The 24,136-nt window shown below is 59.4% G+C and carries 23 protein-coding genes; 4 read left to right on the top strand and 19 right to left on the bottom strand.

What is annotated here, in order from left to right; translation table 11 throughout:
- Positions 1-89 precede the first annotated feature (89 nt).
- From JN280_RS34710 to JN280_RS34730, 5 genes are read right to left on the bottom strand one after another with little or no spacing between them, the layout of a single operon-like run.
- Positions 90-1,046, bottom strand: coding sequence for a restriction endonuclease (locus JN280_RS34710; RefSeq protein WP_202308774.1), 957 nt, complete (start codon positions 1,044-1,046; stop codon positions 90-92).
- A complete protein-coding gene (locus JN280_RS34715) occupies positions 1,043-2,308 on the bottom strand; it encodes a three-Cys-motif partner protein TcmP (protein ID WP_202308775.1) in 1,266 nt (421 codons plus the stop codon). Before JN280_RS34715 ends, JN280_RS34710 begins: the two co-directional genes overlap by 4 nt.
- 25 nt (positions 2,309-2,333) lie before the next feature.
- Positions 2,334-3,122 carry a DUF5131 family protein gene (locus JN280_RS34720; RefSeq protein ID WP_202308776.1) on the bottom strand — a complete coding sequence of 263 codons (789 nt, stop codon included), beginning with the start codon at positions 3,120-3,122 and terminating at the stop codon, positions 2,334-2,336.
- 36 nt (positions 3,123-3,158) lie between these two features.
- On the bottom strand, positions 3,159-3,590 hold the full coding sequence (locus JN280_RS34725; protein WP_019863318.1) for a PIN domain-containing protein: 432 nt from the start codon (positions 3,588-3,590) through the stop codon (positions 3,159-3,161).
- Positions 3,587-3,886: a hypothetical protein gene (locus JN280_RS34730; protein ID WP_202308777.1), complete on the bottom strand. Its 300-nt coding sequence runs from the start codon at positions 3,884-3,886 to the stop codon at positions 3,587-3,589. Before JN280_RS34730 ends, JN280_RS34725 begins: the two co-directional genes overlap by 4 nt.
- Positions 3,887-4,390: 504 nt before the next feature.
- Here JN280_RS34730 and JN280_RS34735 point away from each other — a divergent pair.
- The 3 genes from JN280_RS34735 to JN280_RS34745 all read left to right on the top strand — a co-directional run bounded on the left by JN280_RS34735 (position 4,391) and on the right by JN280_RS34745 (position 6,460).
- Entirely contained in the window at positions 4,391-4,984 is a 594-nt protein-coding gene (locus JN280_RS34735) for a DUF6088 family protein (RefSeq protein ID WP_096453638.1), read from the top strand.
- Positions 4,977-5,993: a nucleotidyl transferase AbiEii/AbiGii toxin family protein gene (locus JN280_RS34740; RefSeq protein ID WP_202308778.1), complete on the top strand. Its 1,017-nt coding sequence runs from the start codon at positions 4,977-4,979 to the stop codon at positions 5,991-5,993. Before JN280_RS34735 ends, JN280_RS34740 begins: the two co-directional genes overlap by 8 nt.
- Before the next feature lie 80 nt (positions 5,994-6,073).
- Positions 6,074-6,460, top strand: coding sequence for a 3'-5' exonuclease (locus JN280_RS34745; protein ID WP_244742534.1), 387 nt, complete (start codon positions 6,074-6,076; stop codon positions 6,458-6,460).
- 44 nt (positions 6,461-6,504) lie between these two features.
- Here the strand turns inward: JN280_RS34745 and JN280_RS34750 are convergent, their stop codons facing one another.
- The 7 genes from JN280_RS34750 to JN280_RS34780 all read right to left on the bottom strand — a co-directional run bounded on the left by JN280_RS34750 (position 6,505) and on the right by JN280_RS34780 (position 14,562).
- Complete coding sequence (locus JN280_RS34750) at positions 6,505-7,365, bottom strand: ABC transporter permease (RefSeq protein ID WP_202308780.1); 861 nt, start codon at positions 7,363-7,365, stop codon at positions 6,505-6,507.
- Positions 7,362-8,303 carry an ABC transporter permease gene (locus JN280_RS34755; RefSeq protein ID WP_172374760.1) on the bottom strand — a complete coding sequence of 314 codons (942 nt, stop codon included), beginning with the start codon at positions 8,301-8,303 and terminating at the stop codon, positions 7,362-7,364. The genes JN280_RS34750 and JN280_RS34755 overlap by 4 nt, the downstream gene beginning before the upstream one ends.
- On the bottom strand, positions 8,303-9,262 hold the full coding sequence (locus tag JN280_RS34760; RefSeq protein ID WP_202308781.1) for an ABC transporter ATP-binding protein: 960 nt from the start codon (positions 9,260-9,262) through the stop codon (positions 8,303-8,305). The genes JN280_RS34755 and JN280_RS34760 overlap by 1 nt, the downstream gene beginning before the upstream one ends.
- On the bottom strand, positions 9,259-10,290 hold the full coding sequence (locus JN280_RS34765; RefSeq protein ID WP_202308782.1) for an ABC transporter ATP-binding protein: 1,032 nt from the start codon (positions 10,288-10,290) through the stop codon (positions 9,259-9,261). Before JN280_RS34765 ends, JN280_RS34760 begins: the two co-directional genes overlap by 4 nt.
- A 5-nt stretch (positions 10,291-10,295) precedes the next feature.
- Positions 10,296-11,858, bottom strand: a complete 1,563-nt coding sequence (locus JN280_RS34770; protein WP_202308783.1) for an ABC transporter substrate-binding protein — start codon at positions 11,856-11,858, stop codon at positions 10,296-10,298.
- A 151-nt stretch (positions 11,859-12,009) separates the two neighbouring features.
- On the bottom strand, positions 12,010-12,801 hold the full coding sequence (locus tag JN280_RS34775) for a DeoR/GlpR family DNA-binding transcription regulator (RefSeq protein WP_010913596.1): 792 nt from the start codon (positions 12,799-12,801) through the stop codon (positions 12,010-12,012).
- 54 nt (positions 12,802-12,855) lie between these two features.
- A complete protein-coding gene (locus tag JN280_RS34780) occupies positions 12,856-14,562 on the bottom strand; it encodes a pyridoxal phosphate-dependent aminotransferase (RefSeq protein WP_202308784.1) in 1,707 nt (568 codons plus the stop codon).
- A 166-nt stretch (positions 14,563-14,728) separates the two neighbouring features.
- On the opposite strand from JN280_RS34780, the gene JN280_RS34785 reads away from it, so the two are divergent.
- Positions 14,729-16,036, top strand: a complete 1,308-nt coding sequence (locus tag JN280_RS34785; RefSeq protein WP_199201500.1) for an alkaline phosphatase family protein — start codon at positions 14,729-14,731, stop codon at positions 16,034-16,036.
- 38 nt (positions 16,037-16,074) lie between these two features.
- Here JN280_RS34785 and asnB read toward each other — a convergent pair whose 3' ends face one another.
- The 7 genes from asnB to JN280_RS34820 form a co-directional block, all read right to left on the bottom strand.
- Complete coding sequence (gene asnB / locus JN280_RS34790) at positions 16,075-17,967, bottom strand: asparagine synthase (glutamine-hydrolyzing) (RefSeq protein WP_202308785.1); 1,893 nt, start codon at positions 17,965-17,967, stop codon at positions 16,075-16,077.
- 32 nt (positions 17,968-17,999) lie between these two features.
- Positions 18,000-18,914 carry a class I SAM-dependent methyltransferase gene (locus JN280_RS34795; RefSeq protein ID WP_202308786.1) on the bottom strand — a complete coding sequence of 305 codons (915 nt, stop codon included), beginning with the start codon at positions 18,912-18,914 and terminating at the stop codon, positions 18,000-18,002.
- A 30-nt stretch (positions 18,915-18,944) separates the two neighbouring features.
- Complete coding sequence (locus JN280_RS34800; RefSeq protein ID WP_136617683.1) at positions 18,945-19,544, bottom strand: phosphatidylcholine/phosphatidylserine synthase; 600 nt, start codon at positions 19,542-19,544, stop codon at positions 18,945-18,947.
- Positions 19,541-20,359 (bottom strand): phosphocholine cytidylyltransferase family protein, encoded by an 819-nt coding sequence (locus JN280_RS34805; RefSeq protein ID WP_010913590.1) that lies wholly within the window; start codon positions 20,357-20,359, stop codon positions 19,541-19,543. Before JN280_RS34805 ends, JN280_RS34800 begins: the two co-directional genes overlap by 4 nt.
- Positions 20,360-20,389: 30 nt before the next feature.
- On the bottom strand, positions 20,390-21,580 hold the full coding sequence (locus JN280_RS34810) for an aminotransferase class I/II-fold pyridoxal phosphate-dependent enzyme (protein ID WP_202308787.1): 1,191 nt from the start codon (positions 21,578-21,580) through the stop codon (positions 20,390-20,392).
- 44 nt (positions 21,581-21,624) lie between these two features.
- Positions 21,625-22,533: a phosphoenolpyruvate mutase gene (gene aepX / locus JN280_RS34815; protein WP_010913588.1), complete on the bottom strand. Its 909-nt coding sequence runs from the start codon at positions 22,531-22,533 to the stop codon at positions 21,625-21,627.
- 507 nt (positions 22,534-23,040) lie between these two features.
- Positions 23,041-24,084 (bottom strand): LLM class flavin-dependent oxidoreductase, encoded by a 1,044-nt coding sequence (locus JN280_RS34820; RefSeq protein WP_202308788.1) that lies wholly within the window; start codon positions 24,082-24,084, stop codon positions 23,041-23,043.
- Positions 24,085-24,136: the final 52 nt, after the last annotated feature.

Here is a 24,136-nt window from a genome sequence, read left to right on the forward strand (position 1 = left end):
CTCACAGCAGATTGTCCGATTGCTGCGCATGTGCAGGGTCGGGCGGGGGCACAAACTGGTCGATGTTTTTCAAAAGGCAATGTGTGTTGCTATTTCTCGGCATCAAGCCAATTGCTTCCTGTTCGCAGATCGGCGGGATCCTCGGAGTCTTTTGGGATCTGGAGGGAGATGCGCCAATCGTTCGTTTTTCGCCGGCGCGAGGCGAATTCGACGCGCTGGATCGCGGCCATCTCGTCGGATGCGTACTCGACCTTGTGCGCCGCATCGAGAGTGATCTGCTCGGCCTCTATCCAAAGCGCGACCGTCAGTAGGACGTCACCGAGCACGCAGGGGCCGTCGGCGGTGGTGAGGGTGACTGAGCCGGGATAAGGAAAGCATGCGGTGCGGAACGCAGGCGGTTGCGCCTTTTGAATGCCGTCAAACGGATCTGCAGCCCCTTGGATTTGGTGCCACAGATCAGTTAGAGACCAAGTTGTGTCGGACTCGGTGTTGCGAAAGATCGGCGCGAGCGGGTCAGTATCCTCCGGTAAAGTAAAATCCACGTCCTGCGGACTGGGAACTTTCCAATCGAGCGAACGGAATCTCCGGATGCCGATCCGTGCAATGCCGCAGGCCCTATGCCAAAAGAGCACGAAGTCCAGTCGCAACAAGATCGAGTTGATTTCCGCAACCGTAATTTCCGAAATTTTCCGCAGGGAAATGCCCGCATGAGACGCGGCAATCTGAGCCTCCGGGGAAAAGCCAGATGCGGTGACGGCAATGGTTCGATCCGCGCCAATCGAAGACTTCTTTGTGGCTAGCTGCTCGATCCAGGTGACATCCTGCAGCCTTGATCTGCGTCGACATTCGATTGTGACAAGCATTTCGGTCGTGCCGACTTTGGCACGAATGCTGGCATCCACTTCCCTCAGCCGACCTGTGAGCTTGCAACGCAGACGATCCGGTGACTTGACGATCAGCCCCCGGGGGCCTGCGTCGGCCTCGATCCGCGCGATCAGGCGTTCGAATTCGCGCCATTCGGGATCCCGATGTCGGTTCGCGGTCATTCTTTTGGACCGCCTCTTGTTCCGGCATTCAGGAACATTGGGAAGAAGCTGATCTGCTTCTTCATTTTGATGACGTCATCAACGCCAATCGTATTGGCCTTCCGTCGCTCCCCGCCGGCGGGTGTTATCACCTCAAGGTCTGGGTTTTCGATGATCGCTGCATGGACATCGTCGGCGTGCGCCGGGGTAATGTTGTATATGCTTTCGTAGAAGTCCATGACAGGCATGGCGTCTCCGCATTCCATGATCAGGCGCGGAATGTCTCCGAGAAGCTGGTTCTTTGCCGATACGCGACCGCTGATGTCGAAGAGGTAGAGCATGCCTTCATCATGCTTTGGATCGTAGGAGAGCATGTTGAGGCCGGATCGACCGAAGTGTGCCTGTAAGCTGGCGTTGTCGTGAAGAATGTTGTTGTAGACCTGCCTTGCCCGATAGGCATTCGCAAAGTGGATCAGCCAGTACCGCCACCCGCCGGGATTATTGATCGAGAACGGGCTGACATAGGGGGCGCACAATCGGAAAGCGTCAAAGACGATTTTCTCGGCTGTGCCGAGCCAGTCCTTTTGGCTCATTAACGCATCGAGCGCCTGGATATCGTTGCTCGTCAGCCCGAGATGATCGAGCTGGGCGCGAAGCCGCTCCGGCTGGTCCTTTTGAAGGAATGCGAGCAGCGAACTGATGACGAAGGTGTAGAAAATCTCAGCCGCGGGATAAGAGTGCATAATGTCGAGGATGGTGTTCCGCTCGACATGGCTGTGACCGCATTGATCGAGGTTGAAGATGACGCTCCGATAGCGGCCTTGCCCCAACAGGCTCTTGATATCGGGATAAGCGGCTTCGAAGAACTCGTTCAGATATTCGACCCGCAGATGCAGCTTGGGGCAGCTCTGGCTAGCCTCTGCTTGCATCGGTGCGACATGCGTCTTCAGAAGTTCGATCGCATCGCGGTTGGCGTCGTTGAATACGAGGAGGCATTCGACTTCGACAGCGCCAAGCCCTTGGACGGCGCGCTGCGTGTTCACAGCCTCGACTGCTCGTTTTAATTCCTCGATGAAAATCAACGGCGATCCAGGTGAGCCGCACTGGTAGCGCCCGCCGCCAGCGAAACCGTCGACGATCGCGAGGCGAAATCGCTCCTGCTGAGGCAGCCTACAGCGGACCGTCAGGTAGTCGAATACATATTCTCGCAAAATTTTATGTTTGCGGCGAGAGTGTTCCTCCAGCTTTGCTCCGTCGGCCCATTCATATCGTTTTTCGACCACTTTGCTCCCCCCGACGGATGTTGTTCTACATTGTAACCGTGCCTTGCTGGGTGGTCGGCATCTCGTCCCAGGTCCGGCCCCGATACTCGCGCCCGTTGGCCTTCTTGGAACGCTTTTTGTTATCCTTGCCCCAGGTTCCCCACTGCTTGAAGAAGAAGGCGGTACCGGCCGCCAGGCATTGGCCGTAAATTTCGTCGATCCATTCTTCCCTGATCGGTCGAGCGGATTTGCCGCTTTCACCGCCCACGATGGCCCAATGGATGTCGCGGAGGTCGACGGCGCCAACCGATCCAATGAGAGGCTCAAAAGAGATGAAGCGAATGGCTGCGGGCGCCTGGCGGAGATAGTCGACTCGACTCACGACGTTCGCGTCTTCAATGCTAGTGCCCAGCCAGACATTGGGCAGGATGTCGCCCAACCGCGAGGCGACGAGAGCTGCCATTCGCCCGGGACGCTTAGTAAGGATTTGATAGTTGTGGCGCGGGGTCTCGCGCATGACCTTCCAGACCTCAAGGATGAATTCGTCGCTGACACCCTCGTGGAAGAGGTCGCTCATAGAGTTTACGAAGATTTTCCGCGGTTTCTTCCATCCGTAGGGCATGGCCAGCGCCTTGCGATCTTCCCGCACGACGCCATTCCACACCGTGCGCTTTCCCGTCTTACGGGTAAGTCCCGCATATTTTGCGATGCCCATGGCCTCAAGGCGTTTGGCCATTTCCATAGCATAACAATGGGTGCAGCCTGCGGTGACGATGGAGCATCCTGCGACGGGGTTCCAAGTGGAGTCTGTCCACTCTATCTGAGTTTCAGCCATCTTGCCCTCCCGAGCATTCCTTGACCCCACGCCGCATCAGACCGCTCCGCGTATCGGATTGACGACCTTGAGCCCGGCAAAGTCTTTTTCGTTATCTGTTACCAGCACGCACTCGTTCGCTCCGGCGACAGCGGCGATGATCATGTCGAGCCCGCTGCGCGGCTTGCCGGCCGCTTTTCCTCCTGCCATCAGCCGCGCCCAGATCAGCCCTGCCTTGTCGTCGAACGAGAGGATGCGGCCCGCAAACAGCGCCTGCGGCCCCTCAGGCCCAGAGAACCACTTGTCGAGTGCGTCGCGTTTTTTCCCGCGCGGCTTCTCCAGAACCCCGCGAAGAATTTCCGCAACGGTCAGCGAAGCGATGAACAAATCCTCGTCTCGCTGTCTCGACATCCATGCCAGGAGCGATTCCGACGGCTGCGATTTCACGACATTGCTGATGATGTTGGTATCGAGGAGGTAGCGTGTCACAGGTCGATCTTCCGTCCCTCTTCATGGGGGCGGGAAAGATCGAGGTCAGCTCCCACCAGCGGCGAACGACGCAATGCGGCGAGAATCCCGCCAAGCTTGGGTGGCTCGCCGGCGATGGTCTGGCTGACAGCAGCGCGCAGGCTAGAGGCATCCGGTCCATCTTCGGCCAGGCGGCGAGCCAAAGATCGAATGAGGTCGCGATCGACATCGCGGCCAAGCACCTCGAAGCGCGCCAAGCCGCGCTCGCTGAGGCGAGATCGATAGTTTTGAATGGCGCGTTTTTGCGAGCTGCCCATAGTTACCTCCGACTTATTTCCAGTAATATAACCAGAATGCTGGGTTTGATCAAGGTGCAGGCAGTCCGGGCAGTGCGCTCTTTCGGTTGAATGGGATCGGTGGACGCGTGATATATGTTTACGCGACGGTACTTTTTGACCAGCGTCGAGCAGGCCGCCGGCCGACGCGAGGTGTAAAGATCGTCCGATGTGGTGCCGATGGTTGGCGAAACCTCAAAAAAATCTTTCTGGCAATTTTCCCTTTGAAATCAAAAGCGTAACTTTTTTACGACCTCAGCGTCGGATTTTTTGCGCTGACAAGAGAAATATCTCGGCGCCGACCAGAGGGCCTCGGCCCCAGGACGGGCGAGGCTCGTTCGGAGAACGGCGCGAAACAGGGATTGGTCGATTCGCGCGGCGATGATTGACCACAAGGCCTGCTGGACGGGTTCCGCGTGCAGGTGCCCGTCGCTGCCCGCCTTGAAAACTGTCAGAAAATCGCATACATTTCTGACAGGAGCATCCATGCAACGGTTGACCGAACAGATTCTTGCGCACGCGAAAGGGCTGCCAGAGGGCACGCCGGTCGCAGCTAAGAGCTTGCTTCACCTCGGGAATCGCGCCGCGGTGGATCAGGCATTGTCGCGTCTAGCCGAGCGGACGCAGTTGATCCGGGCGGGTCGCGGCGTCTATCTCCTTCCGGTCACGAGCAGGTTCGGCACCCGGGCTCCCTCCGTGGAGCAAGCGATCGACGCGCTTGCCAGCCAGCGCGGGGAGATCATCGTCCCGAGTGGGGCCGTTGCCGCCAACACCCTCGGTCTCACGACACAGGTGCCGGTCCGGTCGGTCTATCTGACTTCCGGCCGCACCCGGAAGATGAGCCTCGGCAAGCAGGTCGTCGAGCTTCGCCACGCGCCTCGTTGGCAGCTCGCCATGGCGCATCGGCCCGCTGGCGAGGCGGTGCGAGCGTTGGCTTGGCTTGGGCCGGAGAAGGCTGAGGCCGCCCTCCAGACACTGAAGCGGAAACTCCCGCCGGGCGCCTTCAGCGAGCTGGTCGCGGTAGCGCCGCAGCTTCCGACCTGGATGGCGCGCAGCGTGGGCAAGGCCGCACATGGCTGATCCCTTTCTCCACCTCCCGATCGAGGATCGGCGGGAGGCGCTCGGCGTCGCGGCCGATCGGTCCGGCCGGCCGGCGCATCTCCTCGAGAAGGACGTGTGGGTGGTCTGGGCGCTCGCCACCCTTTACGGCTCGGCGCTCGGCGAACATCTGGTGTTCAAGGGCGGCACCTCGCTGTCCAAAGCCTATCAGGTTATCCAGCGGTTTTCCGAGGACGTCGACCTAACATACGACATCCGGGCGATTGCACCCGACTTGGTGGGCGACGACGGCGAAGCGTTGCCGGAGACCCGTAGCGAGGAAAAACGCTGGTCCAGCGAGGTGCGCAAGCGCCTGCCCAATTGGATTGAAGGAAGCGTTCAGCCGATCATCGCAGATGCGCTCGCGGCTGAAGCTTTGGCGGCCGCCATCCGCGTCGAGGGCGAGAAGCTGTTCATCGATTACGAAGCCGCGACGGCTGGCTCCGGCTATGTGGCGCCGAGCGTGATGCTCGAATTCGGAGCACGATCGACGGGCGAGCCGGCGAGCTTGCGCGACATCGCCTGCGACGCGTCTGGCCTGATCGAGGGCGTGACCTTTCCCACGGCTCGTCCACGCGTGATGCATGCGGAGCGGACCTTCTGGGAGAAGGCGACGGCCATCCATGTCTTCTGCCTGCAGGAGCGCCTGCGCGGCGATCGCTTTGCTCGTCACTGGCACGATGTCGCGCGGTTGGACGAAACCGGTTTTACCGCGTCCGCCTTTGCTAATCGCGATCTGGCGAACGCAGTGGCGCGCCACAAGACCATGTTCTTCGCCGAGAAAGCGCCCGATCGAACGCCCATCGATTACGCGGCGGCTGTCAACGGCGGTCTGCGGCTTGTGCCCGCAGGCGATGGTCTGAAGGCGCTTGAAGAGGACTACGCCCGCATGGTCGACGACGGGCTTCTTCTGGAAGACGCGGAGCCTTTCGAAGCGCTGATGGCGCGATGTGCCGATATCGCCGAGCGAGCCAACTGCGTCCGCGAATAGAAAAAACTGGGGGGACGGCGCCGTGCGAATTTCGCGGGTCAAAATTACAAACTTCGCCAATCGGCGCGCTGCGGCCGGGAATGCTCGATGCGCTGATGGCGGCAGAGCCAAGCCTCGCCGATCAACGCGAACAGGTGGTGCGCATGTCGGCGGCGCTCGCTGTCGGCGGGCCGCTCGCCGACCTGGATCTGGCGAGCCTCGGTGGACGCGACGCGTCGCCTCTCCATCTTAATCTGTTGGCGCCGCACTCGGCAAAGGGCTGCGAATATGATGTCGTGATCATGGCGGGACTCGATCTGGGCGGTTTGCCCTGGCGCAACGAGCAGCCGGCGGCGCGACGCGAAAGCCGACGGCTGTTCTATGTTGGCCTGACGCGGGCCCGCGACGAGATCCATATGCTGTATTCCGGTTACGTCGATACCGGCCGCGGGCGAAGGTTCGGCACCCCGTTCCGTGCAAGAGCGTAGCCGTCGACAAGTGTGGAGATCAGCTCCTTTGCATTGGGAAACCGTTATTTGAGGGTCGGGTCGAGCTTATCGCGCAACCAGTCGCCGAGGACGCTAACGGCAACGGCCGTCACGACAATGACAACGCTTGGAGCGAGCAGCATCCAGGAGGCGCGGGTGATATACTCGCGGCCGGCCGCGACCATGACACCCAGGCTGGTCATCGGCGGTTGAACGCCGAGGCCGAGGAAGGACAGTCCGCTTTCCACCAGGACGATTTCCGGAAAGGTCACCGTCGCCGCCACGAGAAGCGTCGCCGCACTGTTGGGCAGGATATGCCGCAGATAGACACGCAGCGGATGGGCGCCGAGCTGGCGCGTTGCGCTCGCATAGCCCTGCGCGCTGGCGGTGATTGCCAGTCCTCGTGCCAACCGCGCATTCCGCTCCCAGCCATAAAGTCCCATCAGGGCGACGAACAGCGTCAGCGAATTACCGAAACAAGCGAGCATTGCCAGCGCCACGATTAGAAATGGTAGCGAAGCCTGTACGTCGATCATTAGCAGCAGGGCATGCTCGACGAGCCCGCGGAAATACGCGGCGATGAAGCCAATCCCGGTACCGACCAACACGCTGATCGCAGTGGCGCCGAAGGCGACCAGCAAGCTGGTGCGGATCGAGTAGAAAAGACGCGAGGCCACGTCACGGCCCAGATCGTCGGTTCCCAGGACGTGTAGCATCGTTCCGCCAAAGCCGACGGGCGGCGCCAGGCGATGGCGCAGGTCGATGGAAGTGATCTCATGGGGAGCCATCAGCGGCGCGGCGAGCGCCGTGAGGAGCATGAGGAGAACCCAGCCCACAGCAAGGAGTGTCGGCAGGTCCACCGAGCGAGGCGGCGGACGGTTGGTTTTTACAGTTGCCGTTTTCATTGCGATCCTGAGTTTGTTCCACGCAAGCGCGGATCGAACACGCCATAAAGCAGGTCCATCAGCAGGTTGGCCGATGTCATGGTCAGCGCCACGAGAAGGAGGATGACCTGCACCACGGCGAGATCACGGTTCGCAACCGAAACCACCAGCAATTGGCCGATGCCGGGCCAGCCGAAGACGCTTTCCACCAGTACGGCGCCCGCGACCTGGCCGCCGAGCATCAGGCCGAACAGCGTCAGCACAGGAATGATCGCATTCGGAAAGGCATGGTGGCGAACCACCTGCCGCCACGTCACGCCCTTGGCGCTGGCCGCCACGATGTAGAGCTGCGACAGAACTTCGATCATGGCGCTACGCGTGAAGCGCGCGATAATGGCCGCCCCGCCCAAACCAAGCGTGAGCACCGGCAGTACGAAGCTTTCCGGCCGATCCGCGCCGCCGGACGGGAACAGGCCGAGCGTCACGGAAAAGATCAGGATCAGCAATAGCCCGAGCACGAAGCTTGGCACGGTGAAGCCGAACACGGTCAGCATCATCACCGATCGGTCGACCCAGGTGTCGCGATGCATGGCGGCGTAGGCGCCGACCGGAATGCCGATTAGCATCGTGAGCGCCAGTGCCGGCAGCATCAGCGCCAATGTCAGGGGCGCGCGCTCGAACACAAGCTGCAGGGCCGGTTTTCCAGCCAGCATGGAATTCCCGAAATCGCAGTGAAGTGCCGCCAGGACATAGCGGACATACTGCACATACAGAGGCTGATCGAGCCCCCAATGCCGACGAAACGCCTCAAGATCCGGGGCGCGGGCGCTGGGACCGAGTATCTGCAGCGCCGGGTCTCCCGAGGCCCGCAGCACCACGAATGTAAAGGTCACCACGATCAGGATGGACAGGCCGGCACGCAGGACCTTGGGGCCGGCGAAACGAAACACCGCACTCATCAATGCCTCACCAAATGGCAGGCGACCTGCCGTTCCGGTCCTAGCGGCAGGAGTTCGGGCAGGCTCTGGCGGCAGACATCGCGCGCAAGTGGACAGCGTGGATGAAACGGGCATCCGCACGGCCGATCGGTGGGGCTTGGCAGTTCGCCTGGCAACGCCACATAATGATCGAATCCGCCCGGAAGCCTCGGCATGGCCGAGACGAGCGCCTGCGTATAGGGATGGGCGGGTTGATCGATAATGGCGTCGGCGCGCCCCTGCTCGACGACGCGGCCAAGATACATGACGACGATCCGGTCGCTGACATGGCGAACGACCCGCAAGTCATGGCTGATGAACAAGAGGCCGAGCCCGAGCTCCTGCTGAACATCCATGAGCAGATTGACGATTTGCGCCTGGACGGACACGTCGAGCGCCGAGACCGGCTCATCGCAAACCAGAAGCGAGGGTTTTGGCGCGAGCGCCCGCGCAAGCACGACGCGTTGGCGCTGGCCGCCGGAAAGCTGATGCGGATAGAGCATGCCATGGTCTTCGCCGAGGCCGACGCTGTGGAGAAGCTCGGCCACGCGTTGCTTGCGGCTTGCCGGATCGCCAATTCCGTGAATCGCCAGCGGCTCGGCGACGAGAGCGCTGACAGTCATTCGGCGATCAAGCGCTGCCAAGGTGTCCTGAAAGACCAGCTGCATTTGGCGCCGCTGCGCGCGCCACCTTCTGCTGTCGATGCGCGGCAGCGGCAAACCCTGAAACAGCACACCTCCGCTGTCCGGCGGCTCCAGACCGAGCGCAATACGGCCGGTGGTGGACTTGCCGCATCCGGATTCGCCGACAATGCCGGTCGTCCGGCCCATCTCGACATCCAGCGACACGCCATCGACTGCTACAAGACATTTCCGCGGTCCGTAGAGTGGCGAGCCGAGGGGAAAGCGACGGGTGATGTTGTTGAGACGCAGCAGGGTCATTGATACGTGCCGGCGTCCAAACGAAGGCAACGCACCGAATGCCGCGCGGCGACCTGCCGCGGTTCCGGTCGGCTCGTGCCACATGCCGTGATCGCGTGCCGGCAGCGTGGCGCATAGGCGCATCCCGGCGGCAGATTGCGTTGTGGCGGCGCGCCGGCAATGGCGGTCAACCGCATGCGCGGACCGTGCGAGGGCGGAATGGCACCGATCAGGTCGCGTGTATAGGGGTGTTCCGGCGCGGTCAGAAGCGTGTGTTTCGGCGCCGTTTCGACGATCTTGCCCGCATACATGACGCATACCCGGTCACAGACGGCCGTCACCGCGGCGAGATCATGGCTGATCATGACCAGCGCCATGCCAGTGTCACGTTGAATATCTTTGAGCAGCAGCAGAATCTGCGCCTGCACGGTGGCGTCGAGCGCGGTCGTTGGCTCGTCGGCGATCAGCAGTTCGGGCCGGCCGGCGAGCGCGATGGCAATCATCACCCGCTGGTTCTGGCCGCCCGACAGTTCGTGGGGGTAGGTGTTGAGCCTGCTTGCCGCAGTGGCTATGCCGACCTGGTCGAGCAGGCGGCAGGCCTCGGCTCGGGCGGCGGCACCGCTGAGGCCCCGGTGCAGGCGAAGCGCTTCGGTGATCTGCGCGCCGATGCGATGCACCGGGTTCAGCGCGCTGGCCGGATCCTGGAAGATCATGGCAATGCGTCCGCCGCGCACCCGATCCAAAACGGATTGTCGTGCGCCCACAAGATCGAGATCACCAATCCTGGCCTCGCCTCCGATCTCGGCGGATTTCGGCAGCAGGCCAAGAACCGCCCGCCAAGTCACGGACTTGCCGCAGCCGGATTCGCCGACGATACCCAAGGCCTCGCCTTTGTTCACAGCGAGATCTACACCGTGCAGCACAGGCACATCGCCGAACGCCACCCTCAAGCCAGCAATGCTGATGGCAGGTTTGGTGGCGGAAGCCCCGATGTCATGGGCCGGCAACAGCGCGGCGCCCGCGCTGTTGTGGAAAGACTTATGCAGCATGGAACTCAGGCCACCGGCTCAGGCGGCATCTTCGGGCCGAGATACATTTGCGGCAACGGGTTGGGCTGCCAGCTGACATCCGCCTTCTGCCCATAGATGAAGGGCATGGAGTGCAGCGGCGTGATGCAAGGGTCCTCGATCTCGACAATGTCCTGCATCCGTTTGAAGGCCGCCTGGCGCTTGGCGAGATCGGTCGTCGTTTCAAGCTCGTGACCGAGCGCGTTAAACTCGGCATTGGTCCAGCCACCTGTTGACTGGAGGTCATTGGTCGGACCGATAATCTGCCACAGCATGGAAACGGGATCGGCGTAGAAGGCGCCGCCGGACGTGTCATTGATACCGCCAATGTCGCCGACCTGCGTCCAGTTTTCACACATGATCAGCTTGACGTTGATTCCGGCAGCCTTCCACATCTCGACAAGCGCCTGGTTCTCGGCGAGCTGCATCGGATAATAGGTGCCGACGGAAGGGTATGGGATTTCCTCACCTCTGTAGGATGACTTGGCGAGCAGTCCCTTGACCTGCGCCGGATCATAGGACACCCCCTTGCGGTTGGGGTCGTTGATCTCGCCGAAGATCGGTAGCTGCCAGCTGGTCAGCGCTTTCGCCCGGCCGTCCCAGAGGCCGTCCGCCAGCGCACCGCGATCGATAGCGAGAGCGAGCGCGCGACGCAGATCGACATCTTTCAGGATGGGAGTCCTGAGCGGAGCAAATGTGAGAAAGCGGAACCACATGGCTTCGCCACCAACAATCGAGAGGCCGTTGACTCCCTCAATTTCGGCAATGTGGTCCGGAGTGATGTCTGTGACGATATCGTAATCGCCCGACTTCAGTCCGGCGATGCGCGCGGCGATTTCCGGCAGCCGCTTGAAGCGGATCGAGGCAAATGGCGGCTGGCCTCCCCAATATTCGTCGTGCGCCACCAGTGTGATCTCGTCCCCATTGCGGACCTCGCCGATCTTGTAAGGGCCGGTCCCGATCGGCTTCGCCGCCCAGGCGTCGTAGCTGCTGGCGCCAGCCCGTGCCCTGGCGCTGATGATCTGCGTGCCCCAGGCGCCGAGCCGCTGGGCGAAGACCGGATCCTCTGTCCTGGTGATCAAACGGACAGTGCGATCATTGATCTTCTGCACATCGGCGAGCGAGGAGAGGAAGTTGGCAAACACGGCCGCGCCCGGCGCTTTTTCGCCGCGCAGTCGATCCGGCCCGAGCGAGAAGACAACGTCATCCGCCGTCATTGTGGAACCGTCATGAAACTTCACATTGTCGCGCAACGTGATCTCATGGATCGTGGCGTCGATTTGCTTCAATGATGTCGCGAGCGCGAAATTCAGGCGAAAATTGTCGTTGTAGTCGGTCCGTAAAAGCTGATCGAAAATGCTGTATTGCACCCGCCAGGAAACGTTGGCGATGGAGGAGCCGTCCACCGGTTCCAGAATTGTGCGCAGGTCCTGAACGGCAATATTGAGGTTCGGCCGCCGGCCGGTTGCCGCCATGATCGTGTTCGGCAATGCTATTGCGCCAGCCGCCATGGCGGTCATGCCGAGAAATCTGCGACGTGTCGTTTGCATATCAAAATCCCCTCTCTTTCAGACGGGCTGAGACATAGCGCAGTTATGTGACGGTTTTTTGCAGGTTTGAGACGGCTTGTGTTGGTTATTGAAAACAAAAGGAAAAAAATGTTTCACAATTGGGGCAGCCGTGCGGGCTGAAAGCAGAGGATCAAGTAGAGACCAGTGCGGGGTTGTGACGGTTTTGCGGATATAGAACTTCAACACCGGCGGCTTCGATCTTGTCCAGCATGTCCGATGCAGGCCTCCGGTCGGTGATGATCGCGGTAATCGCCGAATGGGGCAGGATGCGGTAGCGCGCCGACAAGCCGAATTTGCTGTGATCGGCGAGAATGACAATTTTCCGTGCTTGCTCGCAGAGCGTCGCAGCAAGCTCCTGTCCGACCTGTTCATGGTCGAAGACGCCATTCGGATGCACCGCATTGACGCCGATAAATGCGACGTCGATCTGCTGTTCGCGGAGTGTACGCAAGGCGGTGAATCCGCTTACGGTCCGGAAATCGACATTGAAATCGCCCCCCAGCATGACAACGCGATGCCGATGGCCTTCGGCCGCGGCGATGGCAGTATCGACCATGTTGGTGACGACGCGCATTTCCGGCAGGGCCGATATGCGGCTGGCCAACGACAGAATGGTGCTGCCGCCCCCGAAAAAGAGATTCTGACCGGGCTTCAGAAGACCCAGGGCGATCTCAGCGATGGTGCTTTTTTCCGCGCGCTCGGAAACAGCTCGCGATGAGATGGCCAGCAGCTTTGGCTGTTGCGTTGCGACCGCGCCACCATGGACCCGTGCGACCAAGCCATCCTGCTCGAGCCGTTTGATATCCCGCCGCGCAGTCTCTTCTGAAATATTGAACCGCTGCATCAAATCTCGGATGCGCACTTCGCCATTCGCCTGGATGATTTCAACGAGCCTTTTATGACGATTGTAACTAAGCGACATGCTTCTCTCTCTCGCGGCATTCGAAAAAAGACCATTCAGTTCGCTGCGCAAATGTCACGTCAGGGCGTCACTCTCAGAGGCCGTTGAGCGGCTTAAGGTGCGCCGCAGAGCTTTTGCCAGCCTTTCGTTTTCCGTCCGACTTCGAACCGTCAGGCGCAGATATCGATCTGCGTCGTTCATGGCTTGATAGCCGCATTCTCTTACGAGGACGGATTCGAACAGAACGAGGCGGCGCTTGAGCTCGGCAGCGGATACCGAATTTTCAGGCAGCCGGCACAAGATGAAATTCGTTTGCGAAGGTACGACGTCGAGGCCCGGTACCGTCCGCAGCTCCTCGATGAACAGCTCTCTATCTTCTCGCAACATCTCTAGACTGTGTTCCAATTCCTCTGCGAATTCGGGAAGCAGGAACAGTGTGTATTCCGCAATGCCGTTAATGTTCCACAGCGGCAGTTTCCGGCGCACGGCGGCAACGAGGGTGGGATCGCCAGCCATGAGGTAGGCGAGCCGGATTCCGCCAAGTCCGAAGGCCTTTCCAAGGCTCTTCACCACGATCAAATTGGCACAGGACGGAACCAGATTCTCAACGCTGTTTGGTCGGCCATCAGCGGGAAAATCAATGAACGATTCATCCACGATCAGCCGTCGCCCTCGAGATCCTAGGGCCTCCGCCAGCCATGCCACGTCAGCATGATCAACAAGTCGACCGGTCGGATTGTTTGGATTTACAACGATTGCCGTATCCGCGCCTGTCGCCAGTACGAATTCCAGGAAAGCTCGAACGTCGAGATCGAAATAGGGCGGGGTGAGGACGAAGTTGTTCTTTTGTTCGTCATCTAGAGGTGTTTGAAAGCCGGCGAACGTCGGCACGGGAATCGCGATTGTTGGGTTCAGCGTTGAATAGAGCGCCTGGATGAGGTCGGTCACCCCGTTTCCGACTGCAATAAAGTCCGGCTGCTGCGAGGTCATCGTGCCAACAACTGAAGCGATATCGATCTGCTGAGAAGGATAGCATGTCAACACGCCTTCGAGCCTCGCCGCCAGCCGATCGTAAAAAGTCTTGGGAGGGAAGCGGGTATTGCAAAGAAGCATGTGCTCGGCGATTGGCTTGCGCCAATAACCTCCGACGCTCGTTTCCAGACGCCGCAGCACGTTCTCCTTGTCACACCGAAATTCCGCGATGGATGCGTCGACACCGTCGCAAATATCGAGCAGCTTGGAGCCGGCAGTCAGCACATTGCCAGGCAACGCTACGTCCAGCTGGGACAGGCCCGCGACTAACCTGCTGAAGGCCTGATGCAGAGATGCCGCGGCGCGGCTTTCGGCCAGAAGATTGCGTAGAACATCAGCACTCAATCGATAAATCCCGGTCGGCGCGTCGGGCCGCCAAGCGGAGCCGCGCAAACCCTTGTTGGTATTGATACCGTCAAGAACCTCACTGTCGAAAAGCGGTGTTCCCCATATCAGGAGAGTATCGCCATCATGTTGGCGGAACTTCTCAATGAGATCGCCGTCATGCGCGTCGTGCCACGAAAGCGTATTTGTGTTGTCCTGCAGGCGGAACCCATCGAATGTGCCGCTACTCAAGTTTTCAACGAGAGTGACATCTTCAATGCCGTTTTCGACACAGGCGTTGACGAGACGGTCCAAGAGCGGCTGACCGTTGATAGGAACCAACGGTGCATCGTAGCTGCCACTCCACAGATGTATTTTTGGCCCTGCGAAATCGAGGATAAAAATAGCACGGGTCGTATCGGCCATCTCGGACTCCTTTCTTCTGAAGGAAGCAAAAAGAGCGCGTAGAAGCGCCCATTCCCAAAATCAAAACGACCCACTGGCGCTCGAAGTATCCCGTGATGCGTTCATACCGGCGTCATCCGAAGCCTATAGGGGGCTTTGGTTTCGATCGGTCTCTTCCAGGTGCAACATGACCCACACCAATCCATCCAGGCCTACCGCTCGTTTTCAGACGCCTGCCTCGATAAAGCCGCGCGCTCCTACGAAAGCGATTCTGATCCTCATGGACGGCGTAAGCGCGGACTATTTCGAAAAGCACAAACATCGGTTGCCGACGCTTCTTCGTTTGGCAGGAGACGGTCTGTCCATCACTCGCCTGCGCTCAACGGTGCCGGGAACGTCGATGCCGGGGCGCGCAAGCATGCTAACCGGCGCGGCGCCTCAAGCGAACGGGATCTACGGAAACCACATTGTGCGAGATGGCTCGTTTGTCTGCGCCGACGCGTCTGATCTGCGGGTTCCGACCATTGCAAAGCTTGCCAAAAATAGCGGGCTTGATGTCGCGTCCATCGGCGCTGGGTTGATCGACCCAGCCGATTGCGATGTCTTCGTGCCGGCCTGGTGGGAACGAGGGTTTCTCCAGGGAAGCCGGTCATTTAAGAGCCTGCCCGAAAACCGCATCGCTCGCTCGCGCATGATCAAAGATCCAAATGGGCGGTTGCGAGCCGCCGGCGTGCTCGATCTCTTCGGCTTCCCGTCCAGTAGCGACACCGTTGCGAGCACTGCTCTCGTTGCGGGCCTGGCCGCGGATCATCTCATGATCGGGGCTGCAGGAGCGCTGGCTTGCTCGGAGAACCCGCCTGATCTCATTTTGACCGAGATCGACATGACGGATTCGATTCAGCATCAGTTCGGATACGAAAGCGAGGCGGCACATTGGTCTATCGCCGCGGCCGACATGATGATTGGCGCTCTCATCGAAGGACTGAGGCGAGTCGGGCGGAAAGACGATTACGCGATCGTAGTCGCAAGTGACCATGGACATAGCGCCGTCCACACAACCATTTATCCGGATGCGATCATCCCTGACTTGCTTTGGGAAAGTGAAGGAGCGACGCTCCATGTCCTGGTTGACGGAGCTCATGACCGCAGAATCGCAGACGGACTGTTGGCGCGCTTCCAAGTGGAGCCGTGGTCGAGCGACCATGTTCCGGTAAATGAACGCGATTGCATAGCGACCTATGTCGCACCTCCTGGACACTCCTTCGAGGAGACCGTTGGAGACACGCAAGAAGCTGGCCCGACGGGCAGACCTCGATACTTGTCCACCCACGGTTTTCGACCGGGCAGCGCGGAGGACGATCGGATATGCCTGTTGAGCATCCCTGGAATGCAACCTTGCAATATTGCCTGGGGCTCCGCTGAAGAGTTCACGCCAACCATTGCTCAGATCTTGGGATTGTCCGACGCCCCGTTTTCGGCAAGGGGTCTTCTGTAACATGCCCGCAAGCGACCGCCTGCGGGCTCGCATATTCGTCATGAGAATACCTCTTTGAAGAATATCCCAAGGTTGGCCAACAGCCAGAACTTCCGACCAAACGAGTCTGAAGGATTTCGTCGTCCGGCCTCGAACCAACGCCGCAAAGCAGCAGGATCGAACAAATCTCCCAGTGGACAGTCCTTGTGAAACAGCAGCCTTCGATATTCCGTTGCTCCCTCGCCAACGGCCCACTGACCCAGTGGCAGTGGAAATCCCATCTTTTTGCGAGATAGAACAGATCTGGGCAAGACGCTCCGGTATTCCCTTCGCAAGGGATATTTTGAGACGTCGAGACGTTCGCTGAAGGAAGCAACCGGATGCCACAATGCCTGGACCGAAGCGATTGGAGACCTCCACCTCAACCGCTGTGAGCCGGGCATCGCCATTGCGGCGGTAACGAGCTGGTGATCGGTATAAGGAACGCGAGCTTCAAGCCCAGCTGCCATTGTGGTGTTGTCAACCATTTCCAGCAATGCGGGCAAATGCGTAGAGACGAGAACATATGAGATCTTGCTAAAGAAATCTCCGCCGGCCTCTGCAAATTGAGTCGAGAAGTGATCGAACAGAGCCATCTCGTGCTCCCTTCGTATCCGCCCATCGATGGCAAGCGAGCGGATTTCATCGGTCGGGAAGTAGCTGTAACGCGCCAGGAAGAACTGCAATTGACTGCAATGGACGTCGAGTCCGAGGCGTCGGCGTGCGACCTGGGCAAGAGCACGTGGCAATGCGGCGATGATCTTGCTTCGATTGTAATCATACGGCGTACGGAACAATCGGCTGTAGCCAGCAAAAATCTCATCGGCACCCTCGCCGGTGAGGACGACCTTATGCTCCTTCGAAATCGCCTTTGCGAGCGTAAACATTGCGATTTCGTTATGCATCCCAAGCGGATGTCCGCGCAGGCGAACCAGCTCTGACACAGCGTAGATATCGGAAGGTTCTCCAATTGGGACGACCCGGTGAGTGAGCCCGAATTCTGCGGCGACCTCCATCGCATAAGCCGTCTCGTCATAATCGGCGGTCTCGACCTTGCCGGTATAGCAGATCGGACGGATTTGGGAGCGGGCGGACGCCTCATAGGCGAGGATGCTCGAGTCAAGTCCACCGGACAACAATGCGGCGACCGGTACGTCAGACACCAGCTGACGTTCGACGGCGCTTCCAAATAGTCTCCTTATGTCGGAATAGTCCGGCTTCGATCGCGAAATGCGCTCCGACAGATTCCACCAACGTTCGGACGTGTGTCGCCCGTTCCTTATTGCGAGGAGATGGCCGGGCTCTAACTTGGAGATCCCGGCGAACAGCGTCCTGGCACCGACAACCGCGCGATAGGAAAGAAAACTGAGCGCGCCGATGATGTCGGGTCCGCGTATCACGCCCGGCCAGCGAATGAGAGCGTTCGGCTGCGATGCAAAGAGAAGGCCAAGATCGCAGATCGTGTAGTAAAGGGGTTTTACCCCCAAACGATCTCGGGCGATGAGAGCAAGCGAGTTCCGGGGATCGAAAAGCGCGAAGGCAAACATCCCGTCAAGGCGGTTTAAGAATGACTTTCCCCAAGCAATATAGCTAAGAATTAGAACCTCGGTGTCGGACACCGTCGAAAAGGAAAAACCCATATCCCTCAATTCAGCTCTAATTTCCCGATAGTTGAATATCTCGCCGTTGTACGTCACCACAACTCCGGTATTGTCATCGCGATAGGGCTGATTGGCACGAGAATGAGCGTCGACAATCGATAGCCGTCGATGCGCGAATGCGACCGATTGATCAATGTATAGGCCGCTGGCATCAGGCCCGCGATGAGCGAGAGCCTCAGCGCAACGCTCAACGGCCTCAGCACAAACGGGTGTTCCCTCGTTTTTGAGGACTATCCCAAAGATTCCGCACATTGGGGTCGCTCTCTTGGCACGAATAACGCCAACTACGTGCTCGGCTTTTCGCCGATCATCTGGATGCAGCCATCGCCGAACCAGAAGCGGGCCAGCGGGTGGTCATAATGACGGTACATCGGAGCGAGAAAGCGCCGAAGATTATGGAAATTTTTTGTATACCTTGAGATCCTGCGGATCTTCTCGAAGCCGCACTCGCCATACCAGCCTCGGATTTGCACCTCTGTGAAGGCGAACCCGTGATAGGTCGGCGCCTGGAAACGATCCCGGATCGTCACGAACAAATCATCATCAAAAAGACTCCGAAAGAATTCGTTTTCGCCAGGTATATATTCTTTCTCTTCGCCGTCCTTTATTCGCAACAGCCAGTTGATGGCTTCGCGTGCGGTGGATGCATCCAGATTGTCAATGGAACTGCGGAATTGTTCGTCGCTTTGGTAGAGTTCTCGCAAGTGATTGATGCATCGGTAAATGACGCCGTTGGCGGTACCCATAATCGTCAAAAAGAAGCTGCCGCCGGGGCGGGTTACACGGGCAAGCTCTTCAAAGCCTTTTTTCGGATTGCTGGTGTTCGGCAAAACCCCTGCGCAATGGACAAAATCGAAACTGAAGTCGTCAAACGGCAGATCGAGCACACTGCCCGCGACCAGTTCCGAGCGCGGCCCAAATCGGCTGAGGCGTTTGCGCGCGCAATCCATCCAATCATTGCTCAATTCAAGCGAAACAACGTTTCGTGCCCCCTTGTCGAGAAACGCATAGGACGCATTCGCGTTGGAGCCGCAGCCCGCGTCCAGGACATCAAGACCGCGGAAGCTACCGGTAGGCAAGCCGAAATATTCCTCCTCGATCAGAGAGACCAACCTGTCGAATATGTGGTCGTCATTCTCCTGCTGGCGCTGGTAGCGATCAAAGACGGTGCGAGTTTCGGCCTCGAAAGAGTTTTCCATGTATTCTCTTCCCTATAGCTGCAAACTGATTCACTTTGTGAGTAAGGCGACAGATCCGGCTGCGGCGAGTGTAAGGTTACCCAAGCGCAACGCACTGCCGGTACCTGGAAATTTGAAGTTTGAAAGATGCAGGACCGACAGCACAAACCCTGCACCGATCAATAGGTTGCCCAGGCCTTGCACCGGCAAGTGATGGTCGGCGACGAAGAGGAACGCCAACACGAAGAGATTATTGTTCAACGGCAATCCTCTGCCGAATCCGTCCGCGTCCAGTCCGAACGTCGAAAAATAGCTGAGGCGCAGAGCCCCTGACAGGATGAGGCAGTTGGCAGCCAACAATGCGGGAACGGAGAACGCGTTGAAGGACAAAATCAGAACCGCTGGAAAGACGGCTGCGTAGACCAAATCAAGCAGCCCGTCCAACGCGCCACCCAGCTGTGCCATCAAAGCGGACCGGTTCGGGGAACTCTTCGCGACCATGCCGTCGGCATCATCTGCCAAAAGAGCCCACAAGCCGAAACAGATGCCAATCTCGAAGCGCCCGATCAAAGCAAAGTAGATCGCCGTGGTGGCCAATATCAGCCCAAGGGCTGTAATGGCATTTGCAGCGTCGAACAGATAGCGGATCATCCTCCTACCCCCGCCACGGCGGCCGGCGCGTCGGCACTATGTCTGTGAGGTCGCTCGAAGGCGAAAATCCTTTCCGCTACCCGCAGGTCCTGTTCACTGTCGATCTCGTACCATCGCAAATCGTCACATCGCGCCGCGGCGAGTTGCAGTCCGCGCTGCTCGATGAGATGCGCGAGCAGCTCCTCGGTATAGGCTTTGATTGCGCCCGAGCCGATCAGGTCGTGGAGGACCGGGACGATCGCCGTTTGGAGTTCGGCGCCAGAGAACCGGATGAGGTTCATCATCTTGAAGAGCACCGGGGTGCCTGATACCAGATTTGCCGCCGTCTGCTTCAACCGGACTTCGGATATGAAGCCGTTGCTGGAAAGGACGACCGCGGACCCTTCCATGGATGGATCGAAGGGCGCGACCGCGGCGGCATTGGCCGCCTCCACCCTGATCAGGTGGCGCAGCGCATCTTCTTCGAAGAAGACGTCACCTTCGAGGAGATAACAGTCGCCGGAAAGAAGCGTGTCGCGTGCCAGCCAGAGCGAGTAGGCGCTCCCTGTCTTGTCGAAGACCGAGGACTCGACATAGTTGATCTCAAGTCTACCGAAGCGTTCGCCACAGGCATGGCGAATGGCATCCTTGCGATAGCCGACAACAATCGTCACCTCTTCAACTCCCACCGTCTGAAGGTTCCACAGTGCATTGTAAAGTATCGGTGTGCCGTTGACTTCGACGAGGGGCTTGGGACACAGATCGGTCAGCGGACGCAGGCGGGAGCCGAAGCCGGCAGCGAGAATGACGGCTTTCCTGGGAGCAGCGGGAGGCATCTCATTCACCTCTTTCGTTGTGTTGCGGTGTCATTTCCAGGAGTTGAGGAATTCGACGAGCCGGGCCAGGCCGGTCGCGAGTTTTTCAGATGGAATTCCATAGGACAGGCGCAGGCCGGCGGGGTCACCGAACGCGGCGCCCGACACAGCTGCGACGCCAGTTTCGGCAAGCAGTGCCGTCACGATATCGTCGGCTGTCGTTGAGGCGCCGTCTTCCGATGCCGATCGCAGCAGATGGGAAAGGTCGAGATAGAAATAGAAGCCGCCTTGCGCCCTGGGGACCGGTACACGCGTCAACCAAGCAAGCACGTCAAGACCGATCCGTCTGGCGCTTGTGAGGCGTGAACGCAGCTTGCCTTCATAGTCCGAGCCACCCCTTTGCAAATGGGCGAGCACCGCGTGCTGGGCAATTACGTTTGGATTCGAAGTGGTGTGCGATTGCAGCGCGTTGACGGCATTGATCACCTCTTTTGGACCCGCCAGATAGCCGATGCGCCAGCCGGTCAATGCCAGCGATTTGCTGAAGGAGCTGACGATCAGCGCGCGTGCTCGAATTTCGGGGGCGACCGAGACGATCGGATGGTGGGTATGATCCTCATGCACGAAGTCGCCATAGCACTCGTCGAAAATGATCCACAGGTTGTGGCTGACCGCCAGTTGAGCGATGGCCATCAGGGTCTCAACATCGTAGACCGCACCGGCCGGATTGCTGGGCGTGTTGACGACGATCGCCCGCGTTCGTTCGGTGGCCGCCTCCTTGATGTGCTCGGGGCGCGGGACGTAACCGTTGGATCTGGTGTCGACGAAGACCGGTGTGCCGCCGGCGATTAGCACCTGGGCCGGAAACGTTGTCCAGTAAGGCGCCGGGATGATGACCTCGTCGCCCGGGTTCAGCAGCACCATTGCGGCATTGAACAAGGCCTGCTTCGCTCCGGACGTCACGGCAACTTCCTCGGCCTTCCAGATCTGTCCGGTATCGAGGGAGATCTTCCGCGCCAGTGCCTCGCGCAGCTCCACCATGCCAACCGTATCGGTATAGCGATTGACGCCCTTATTGATGGCGTCGATCGCGCCGTCGCGAATCGTGGGAGCAAGCTCGCTCCAGATCTCGCCGGCGGTCAGATCGATGATCTCCTTGCCAGCATCGGCCGCCGCTTTTGCGGCAGCGCGCGCCGCGGCGGTACCCGATGTACCGAACAGGTTTGTCCGATGCGCAAGCATGTGCGCTCCCGTTTTCGTTTGCTTTCAAAGACGGGCTGGGCCTGCTACCGCACGCCGGTCGCCGTCTGCGGCAGATATTTCTCTTCCGCCGCTGAGAGTTCCTGGTAATTGAGCAGATCGAAGAGTTCGTCGAGCGTCGCCACCTCGTCCTCGATACCGGCGGTACTTTCTTCGCGGAGGATGCGGTCGCAGACCTGGCGCATGGCCGAGATCGCCGCGCGCATGTTGTGGTTCGCCCATATGACCGTGGAGATTCCGGCCGCCCGATACGCGGAGACCGGTGTGCGGTAATATTTCGTAGGCACGATTACGACCGGAAGGCGGTTCTGCCAGGCGCGCGTGAAGGCGAAAATCTGCTCAGCGTTGGACTTGCGGGAATGAATCAGAATAGCATCGGCGCCGGCCTCAGCGTAGGCTTGTGCTCGCGCCAGCGCCTCATCCTCTCCGCGGCCGGCGATGAGCGCCTCGATCCGGGCGACCAGAACGAACTCCGCATCCGGCACTTGGTCCTTCACCGCCTTAAGCCGGCCGCAGAACTCGGGAATATCGGCCAACGGGTGCCGATCACCGATGAACGAGTTCATTTTCGGGAACGCCGTGTCCTCGATACATATGCCGCTCGCGCCATGTTGGCGCAGCTTGCGGGCGACCAAACGGGCATTGTTGAAGTTCCCGAACCCGCTGTCCCCGTCGACGAGGACTGGAATGTCCACCGTGTCGGAAATTCGCTCAACGACATCGACGAGTTGGGACCAGGAAGCTTCGTTCGCATCTCGATATCCGAGACTGGATGAAATCGAGAGGCCGGACGCCCAGAGCGCCTTGAAGCCAGCGCGCTCGGCAATCGCCGCCGAAAGGCCGTCATGAGCCTCCATTGCGAAGGCGAGTTCACTGGACGCGATCATTCGGCGCAAGCTCTCTCGCGTCTGCGCACCAGACTGCCTCTCCACCATACGGTCTCACCTCCACCGACGCTGTCCAGCCGACAAGCCTGTCATCGCTGCCGACGAAGTACTTTCAGAGGCGAACCGCTCTGCCCACCGATCGGCGATCTGCCACTGTCGTGCACACATACAGAATCAATGAAGCAAGGCGCGTGCCGAATTGGCGAACCACCTGCGCCGCACCAGTTCTCCATACCGGCGGGCCAGGTCCCCTCTCGACATTTGTCGGGCTTCCGACATCCTCGTCCAACTTCGGACACAAGAGGGGTAGCGGGAGTGGCTATTCGTCTACGCCATGGCGGCCGTTCCGAGGCTGCCGATCAACGGTCTCAAGCGAGATGGACAGGGAGCGGAAGACCGGCGGTCCGTGCAGGCAAGGACGGACGACGTTGGTCTTCGCTCCCGGTGATCGCCGGTCGGCTTGATTATTTATCCATGCCTCATGGACGAAGTGTCGAGCATCGGCATGCGAGATTTCAGCTCCCCCAGTGGCCGTTCCGAACTTCAAGCCTTGACCTAACCAAGCGACTTGTTGATCGATGGGATGATCTTGTCTCCCCAGAGCTCAATCTGGCGTAGCATCGTCTTTTGGTCGAAATCTCCCAATTGGGTCTGAATTGCGATCTGGTCCGGCTTCAGGATACTTATCTCTTCCAGCAGGCGATCGATGACGCGACTTACGCTGCCGATCGGCAGGTTCTGGCGCATGGTCTCGAACGACAGATCCTGCTGCGTCGGTGTTTCCTGCAGCAGATAGCCGTCCCGGCTCTGCTGGCGGCGCTGATGAAGTGCTTCAGATAGCCGGCGCTGGAAGCGGGCGTTGTCGAGATAGCTGTCGATCTCCGCCTGATCGTCGCTGGCATAGCAGCAGCGCAGAAGCCCTATCTTGGCGGCGGTGACATCCTTACCCCGCGAGGCCGCTGCTGCCTCGATGGTCTCACGCAGCGTTCTTAAGTTTTCCAAGCCGTTGTGGAACGCCGTGACGAAAAGATTGTGGCCCTCACGATAGGCCCGGCACATGCTTCGCGCGGACCCGCAGGCGATCCAGATCGGTGGGGCTGGCCCTTGGATGGTGCGCAGCGAAATCGCCGTTAAAGGTATCTTCTCATACTGGCCATTGTGCTCGAAGACCTTCTGGTTAAGGCCCTTGAGAAGGATATCCAGGTATTCCGCAAACACGGCCGGCGCCTGATCGACATCGACGCCGAAGCGCTCGAACTCGAACTGCTGGTATCCCGAGCCGACGCCGAGTTCGAGGCGGCCGTTCGAAACGATCTCGGCAAAGCCGATCTCGGAGAGCAGGCGCTGCGGTTGATATAGCGGCAGCACACACACACCGGTGCCAAGGCGAATGGTGCTCGTAAGGCCAGCACAGTGCGCCACCATCATCAAGGGCGAGGGAACCAGGCTGTAATTGTTGAAGTGGTGCTCGGCGAACCAAGCGGTGTTGAAGCCAGCCTGCTCCGAAGCGATTGTCTGTTCAATGGAGTTACCGATGACGCTGTCGCACGATTGATGATAGCCTCGCTGGGCCGCCAAGATGAACGTCGCGAATTCCATGGCGTGTCCCTCGTTTACACAAAGTGGCCAATCAAGCCTTCGACTTGTGCCG

This window comes from Mesorhizobium sp. L-8-10 (assembly GCF_016756635.1).
Taxonomy (GTDB): domain Bacteria; phylum Pseudomonadota; class Alphaproteobacteria; order Rhizobiales; family Rhizobiaceae.